General features: G+C 26.1%; 7 protein-coding genes. 2 read left to right on the top strand and 5 right to left on the bottom strand.

The genetic code is table 11. The features are described from left to right. Positions 1–1,452, top strand: a 1,452-nt coding sequence (gene mutL, locus E6A48_RS07555) for a DNA mismatch repair endonuclease MutL (RefSeq protein ID WP_219709410.1), incomplete at its 5' end; no start/stop codon positions are given. Between the two features lie 163 nt (positions 1,453–1,615). On the opposite strand, the gene E6A48_RS07550 is transcribed toward mutL, so the two are convergent. The 5 genes from E6A48_RS07550 to E6A48_RS07530 all read right to left on the bottom strand — a co-directional run bounded on the left by E6A48_RS07550 (position 1,616) and on the right by E6A48_RS07530 (position 5,765). Continuing rightward, positions 1,616–3,364, bottom strand: a complete 1,749-nt coding sequence (locus tag E6A48_RS07550) for an ABC transporter ATP-binding protein/permease (protein ID WP_219709409.1) — start codon at positions 3,362–3,364, stop codon at positions 1,616–1,618. Between the two features lie 22 nt (positions 3,365–3,386). Then, positions 3,387–3,944, bottom strand: coding sequence for a TetR/AcrR family transcriptional regulator (locus E6A48_RS07545; RefSeq protein ID WP_219709408.1), 558 nt, complete (start codon positions 3,942–3,944; stop codon positions 3,387–3,389). Positions 3,945–3,993: 49 nt separating this feature from the next. After that, the gene (locus E6A48_RS07540) at positions 3,994–4,602 is read right to left on the bottom strand and encodes a hypothetical protein (protein ID WP_219709407.1); all 609 of its coding nucleotides are present in this window, start codon (positions 4,600–4,602) and stop codon (positions 3,994–3,996) included. A 15-nt stretch (positions 4,603–4,617) separates the two neighbouring features. Further along, on the bottom strand, positions 4,618–5,013 hold the full coding sequence (locus E6A48_RS07535) for a YbaN family protein (RefSeq protein ID WP_219709406.1): 396 nt from the start codon (positions 5,011–5,013) through the stop codon (positions 4,618–4,620). Positions 5,014–5,096: 83 nt separating this feature from the next. After that, on the bottom strand, positions 5,097–5,765 hold the full coding sequence (locus E6A48_RS07530) for a hypothetical protein (protein WP_219709405.1): 669 nt from the start codon (positions 5,763–5,765) through the stop codon (positions 5,097–5,099). A 154-nt stretch (positions 5,766–5,919) separates the two neighbouring features. Between E6A48_RS07530 and purD the strand changes: the two genes are divergently transcribed. After that, positions 5,920–7,176: a phosphoribosylamine--glycine ligase gene (gene purD, locus E6A48_RS07525; RefSeq protein ID WP_219709404.1), complete on the top strand. Its 1,257-nt coding sequence runs from the start codon at positions 5,920–5,922 to the stop codon at positions 7,174–7,176. Positions 7,177–7,411: the final 235 nt, after the last annotated feature.

The raw sequence follows: 7,411 nt of genomic DNA, 5'->3' as shown, positions 1-7,411 counted from the left end.
GGCGGCAAAATTGTTGTTGAGGCTGGAAAAATATTAGAACATAAGCCTTATGCTTCTGTTAATGGCACTAAGATTACTGCTAAAAACCTTTTTTTTAATATACCAGCAAGATACAAGTTTTTAAAGCATATATCAAGAGAGTTTTATTTAGTTAAAGAAGTATTTGATATGGAGGCCTTGGTTCAGCCTAATATTACTATGAAGCTCTATAATAATGGCAAGCTTGTAAATAGTTATTTGAAAGTTGATAATTTAAAAGATAGAATTGAAAATTATTTGAATGACAGTAACGTTTTTTCAAATTTAATAGAATTAAATATAGAGAAAAATGATATAAATATATATGGGCTTTTTTCCAATTCTAAAATAAGTCAGTCTATGAGGAAGAATAATTTTATATTTTTAAATAATAGACCAATAGAAAATAGAGTTATTGCCTATGCTATAAAAAATGCTTATTCTAACTCTATACCAAAAGATAGATATCCGTTTTTCTTTTTATATATTAATGTTGATACAAATAAAGTTGATGTTAATGTGCATCCAAGTAAGAAGGAAGTGAGAATAAAAAATGAAAGAGATATTTCTGGTATAATTTATAATACAATATATAATAATATTAATAGTGTAAATAATTTTTCTTCTGTTAATATTGAAGTTGATATTGATAAAGATATCACTCCAACATTTCCAATACAAAATAATGTAACTACAAATAATTCTAGCAATAATTTTAATCAGACAGAAAATAATTATTCTCATACTGTATTTAATAATAATGAATTAGTTTCTAATGTTAATAATGAGTTATATAATAAAAATGATATAAATAATAATAATAATCTAGAACTGCAAAAAAATAATATAGAGTTTGGAGAATATGTAAAAGCAGTAGGGCAGGCTTTCTCCTCATACATTATAGCCGAAAGAGGAAATGAAATGTATATTATAGACCAGCATGCTGCATACGAAAGACTTAATTATGAGAGAATATACAAAACTTTAATGAGCGGTAAATTAGAATACGAGAAACTGCTTATACCTTGTGAAATAGAGTATAGAGATTATGAAATAGATATATTAAACTCTTCAAAAGAACAAATAAAATCTATAGGTATAAAGTTTGAAGCTAATTCAAAAAATAGCATTATAATAGATGAAGTTCCAATATATATTCCAAAAAATCAAAAGATAGAAAAAATTATTAAAGATATTTTGGATATATATATTTCTAAAGAGAGCAATAATAGTTTAGAGAAATTAATAAAACATACATGCAGCACAATATCTTGTAAATATTCACCAAAGGCAGGAGATAAACTTTCTCTTAATGATATGCAAACATTACTTGATTTACTTGAAGAAGAAAATATATTAACTAATTGCCCACATGGAAGACCATTTGTTTTAAGACTTTCAAAAGATTATCTCGATAAAAAATTCTTTAGATGATTCAGTTATTATATATATTTTAAAAGCGAATTAATGAATATTTATATTGTTTTTAGTTTAATATTACGCATGTAAAATATAGTTAGTATTATTCTCTTAACTTGCACTTTTTGCAACTTTTTGCGGCGGGAAAAAGTTGAATAAAATAAATTAAAATATATAATTATATCGCTATGCTTAAACTCTCTCCTTTTGTTATGCTCTCTAAATTTGTTTGTTCATTAAATATTCTCGCATACTCTACATTTATACTCATCAATTCATTATGCGTGCCTTCTTCCTCTATAATGCCATCTTTTAAAAAATATATCTTGTCTGAAGGTATGCAGTTGTAAAGCCTATGAGATATTAATATAACCGTCTTCTCTTTAGCAATATCTCTTATCACCTCCATAATGCTCTCTTCACTTTCAACATCAACATTAGAAGTAGCCTCATCAAATATATATATATCAGCATTAAAAAGTATAGCCCTTGCTAATGCTAATCTTTGTTTTTGTCCTCCCGATAGGTTGGAAGCTTTCTCCATTATCTTTGTATTAAGTCCGTCTTCAGTTTGTAAAAAATCATAAAGCTCCACTTTTTTTAATGCTTCATTCATCTTTCTTTCTGTGATAGTGCTTCCTGCCATTTTTAAGTTATCATATACAGTGCCTTCAAATAAATAACTGTTATGATCAACTACCACTATTTTTTTATATAAATCATCTTTGTCTATTGTAGAAAGTTCAATATCACCTATTTTTATAGAGCCTTTATAATTTTCATTTTTTAAAGATATTAGACCTGCAATGGTGCTTTTTCCAGAACCAGAAACTCCCACTATAGAAACAAATGATTTTTCTTTGATGTTGAGATTTATATTTTTTAATATGGTTTTATCTTCGTTGTAGGAAAAACTTACATTGTTAAAACTAATCTCTTCATTATATTTATTTATTTTGTTTACTCTGTTTTTATCTTCAGGCATATCTAGTATTTCAAACATCTTGTCGCTTGCAGATATTCCATTCATAGCTATGTGGAAGAAAGAGCCTAAAAGCCTCAAAGGAATAAAAAACTCTGCAGAAAGCATTATTATAGTAAATGTGCCTGCAAGATTAATATTTCCTTTCATATATTCAAGTATAGATACTATTACACCTAAAGCAGCTCCGCCGTATGCTATTATGTCCATTATAGTAGTGGAGTTTAATTGCATAAATAAAAGATTCATTGTAGCAATTCTAAACTTTTCTGCTTCAATATTCATCTCTTCATTTTTCTTTTCATCGGCTTTATATATTTTTAAAGTAGTAAGACCCTGCACATCTTCTAAAAATATCTCCCCCAAATCGCTGTAGCTTCCCCAATATTTTTTTAATATTCTATTAGCAATTTTTACTATAGCAATAATTGATAAAGGTATAAGAGGAACACATATTAAAAGTATAACAGCTGATTTTATACTTATAGTAGAAAGCACGCAAAAAAGTATGATAGGAGCTATCATGCTATAAAAAAATTGAGGCAAATAACGTCCGAAATAAGTTTCTAATTGATCAACACCTTCCATAGATATTTGTACTATTTCGCTTGTTGAAAATTTTTCTTTGTATCTGCTTCCAAGTGTGAGAAGTTTTGAGTACATTTTCTCTCTTAAAGTTTGTTTTACTCTACCAGAAGCATAATATGACATATTTGCAATTAAAATATTAAACCTAAATCTTAATACTACTATAACTAAAATAGCAATACATAATGTTATAATATCTTCTTTAGTTATAGTTTTCTGATATGCTTTTTGTATAATATCTGCCATAAAAAATATTGCAGCTATATTGAGAGCTAAATTGGCAAGCTGTATTATTACATGCCAAGCTATATATTTTTTAGCTTCTCCCATTAAAGCTATAAGCCTTTTATTTATCATATATTTTCCTTTTTTAAATTAATTAATAAATACTTCTTTTTATTATTTCTTTTATCACAGAGCTGTCATAATCCTCTTTCATCATAGCACTCACTATAAACGAAAATATTATATCTATAAACTTATCAGCACTAAAACTTTCATTAAATGCATCTTTTCTCACATTTTTATCATTCATAAGATTTTTATATAAACCTTCTCTAATATGTGTTTTTATATTGTTCATCATACTAATACCTTTAGTTTTATTTTTTCCAAATAGTATAGTAGAGTGCATTAAGAAAAAATTTGGATATTCTTTATTTCCTTTTTCAATACTATTAAAAATTATGTCTATTGATTCTATAAAACTATCACATTGTAAGCATACATTTGAAGGATGAAATATATCAAGCCATATGCTTCCTATTATAGATATAGTTAACTCCTCTTTTGAATTAAAATAATTATATATAGAACCAATAGCTATATTACATGCATCTGCTATTGTTCTTATATTGATTGAATTAAAACCTTTCCTTTTTATAAGTTCTCTGCTTATATCAAGTATTTGTTCTTTTGAAGTTATATTTTTATTCATAATACTTACTTCCTTAAAATAGTATGTTTAACTAATTTTTAACTAATTATTAAAAAATATAGTACCTCACACCTATACTTATTCTTCCAAAACCAACCATATTTAATTTTTTTGGATAACCAAGTTTTGTTCCATTATAAATATCATGAAGCCCGCCTCCAAACTCTAAAACCATACCCACATGTCTGCTTACATTTACATTAAAACCAGCACCTCCGCCAACTTCCCAGTAAAAAGGCTCTGCAAATAAAAATTTATGACTAGTGTTAGCATTAAATGATAAAAAACCAAAACTTGCAAATGCAAATGCATATCTAGATATACTTATCGCTCCTGTGTATTCATCTTTGCTTCCAAATGTAATTTTTTGCATTAAACCTAATTGATACATGTCAGGGTTATCATCATATATTTTTGAGCCTACTATAGAAGTATAACTTTTCATCTCAAAATTATTATACTTAAATAGTTTAAAACCAAACTCTATATTCACACTTGTCTTTATTGTGTCAGCACTGCTGTATAAGCCTATAGAAAAAAATCTATTATCAATTCCAGATAAAACTCTATTTTTTTTATCTTCCTCCTCTGTATAAACAATATCAAAAAAACTTAAAGTTAAAATATTTATTATAGCAATATATCTATACATTTTCATAATAATACCTATTTTCTATTCGTCAAATTCAATATTTGTGTTTTCTTTATATTCTTTTATAGTCTTTATACATACAAAAAAATAAAAATATTTTATTGTAAGTAATATAACTAACGCAATTCTTGCATGCAAATTATTTACAAATATAAAAGCAATTATTAGCATAATAGTTACAGGTATAATTATACTAAGTTTAGATTTTAATGTCATAGCTTTTGATTTAACAAAACTCTCTAAATGTTTTTTGTAGAGTTTTGTTGATACAAACCAATTATGAAACTTTTGAGAGCCTTTTGCAAAGAAAAAAGCAGCAAGCAAAAGAAATGGTGCAGTTGGAAGTATTGGCACTGCTACCCCTATGATTCCAAGTCCCATAAACAAAAAACCTAAAATTATATATAATATTCTCATAAATAAAGTATTCCTAATATTCTATAGTGAACATTGTTCATTATAGAGCTATAATATATTTTAGTCAATAAAAAATATGAAATTTATAGTGTTTTTTTATGATTTAAATTCCTATCCATTGCATATTCTAATAAATAGCCATTTGCATATATTTCTTTACTCATTTTTATATACTTAATATAGTTTTCATTATCCTTTATTTTAAAGTAATACTGTGATAGCCAAACATAAGATAAATATTTCTGATATTTTTCTTTAGCATTCATTAATGCCTTATTAAAATATTGAAAAGCTTTTTTATTACTTCCTCCAGCTATGGCAGGTGCATGCATATATCCTACTGCTGTACCTAGAAGAGCAAAAAAATTTTTATCATCTTTCTCTAATATAGTTTTATATATATCTTTGCTCTTTGAACCGAAAGAAATTTTTTCAGGAACATTGCAATAATAAATTATATAATTCATTAATTCTGATACGCTAATTAAATAATCAATATCATTAGAGCTTTCGTAATTATTATTTTTATTAATTGCATCTTTTAAGTAATTGTATTTTTCTTTCTCATCTTTTATTGTTTTAGATTGTACTAAAAAATATAAGTTTTGATATGTTTGAGATGAATTAGCTTCTATATTTTTTATATCATAATTAGACGAATAATAATCATTATAGAAATCATTAATTTCTCTAGAATTATATGAATATAGAGAAGAGTAAAATATTGCTAATAATAAGATTATATATTTCATAGATTATGCTCCTAATTAATTACTTTTTAATTGGTTAAATGAACACTGTTCATTTTATATAAAAAAATATTTTTGTCAATTAAAAATTAATTATTTTATAGACTAAATATGATTATTAATTTATAATATAAGAAAAAAATAAAGGTTTTGTATAATGAAAATATTAATTATAGGTTCTGGCGGAAGGGAACATGCTATAGCTTTTAGTTTATCAAATAATGAAAGAGTAGAGAAGATATATTGTTCTGATGGTAATGCTGGAACTTTTTATGAAAATAAATGTGAGAATGTAAAATTAAATGGGATTGAAGAGTTTGTTAGTTTTGCAAAAGAGAAAAATATTGATTTAACTATAGTAGGAAGTGAGGAGCTTCTTGTTGCCGGCATAGTAGATATATTTGAAAAGAACAATTTAAAAATATTTGGACCTAATAAAAAAGGAGCTATGCTTGAAGGCTCTAAGGCTTATGCTAAAGAGTTTATGAAAAAATACGGCATTAAAACGGCAGAATACAGAACATTTAATGACTACAATAATGCAAAAGAATATTTAAATGGTGTAAATTATCCTCTTGTTATAAAGGCGAGTGGGCTTGCTTTGGGTAAGGGTGTAATTATATGTAAAGATATAAACGAAGCTAACAATGCATTAGAAGATATGATGATAAAAAAAGTATTTGGCGATGCATGTAACGAGATAGTAATAGAAGAGTTTTTGGAAGGTTATGAGGCTTCTATTTTATCTATAACAGATGGAAACACTATAATACCTTTTATATCTGCAAAAGACCATAAAAAAGCGTTAGATAATGATGAAGGATTAAACACTGGAGGAATGGGGGTAATATCACCAAACCCTTATTATACAAAAGAGGCAGAAAGTTTATTTATAAAAGATATTTTAAATCCTACTCTTGAAGGAATGAAAAAAGAGAACATAAGTTTTGCGGGTATAATATTTTTTGGTCTTATGATTACAAAGAGAGGAGTATATTTGCTTGAGTATAATGTGAGAATGGGAGACCCAGAGACACAGGCTGTGCTTATGCTAATGGAGAGTGATTACTTATCTTTAATAGAGAGTGCTATGGATAAAAAATTAAAAGATGTAGAAATAAAATGGAAAGATAAACATGCTTGTTGTGTTGTTATGGCTTCTGGTGGATATCCTTCTAGCTATAACAAGGGCTATAAAATTACTGGTATAAACAATATAAACGGAAAATGTTTTATTGCTGGTGCTAAACTAGATGATAATAAAGATATTATTACAAGCGGAGGAAGAGTTTTAAATGTTGTAAATATTGCTGATAGCTTGGAAGAGGCAAGAAAGCTTACTTATGATGATATTGAAAAGATAGATTTTAAAGACAAATATTTTAGAAAGGATATTGGTTTAATTAAGCAGTAAAATTACATAAGTTAAAGAAATTATATAATAAAAGCCTATCTTAATATTTTAAGGTGGGCTTCTTTATTTTAAAAGTTTTAAATTCACCACGCGTTAAACTAACCATAAAAATAAATTTAATTAATAATTGCATTATAATTATAAATAAAAAGTTTGTTTACCGCGTGGATTTAAAAACATCAATTTAAAAATCTTTGGCTGTTATGATTTTAGTTGAAAGGCACTAAATATATAT

Source organism: Brachyspira pilosicoli (assembly GCF_019402445.1).
In the GTDB taxonomy this organism is placed as follows: Bacteria; Spirochaetota; Brachyspiria; order Brachyspirales; family Brachyspiraceae; genus Brachyspira; species Brachyspira pilosicoli_B.
This window is presented reverse-complemented; position numbering and strand designations above follow the sequence as displayed.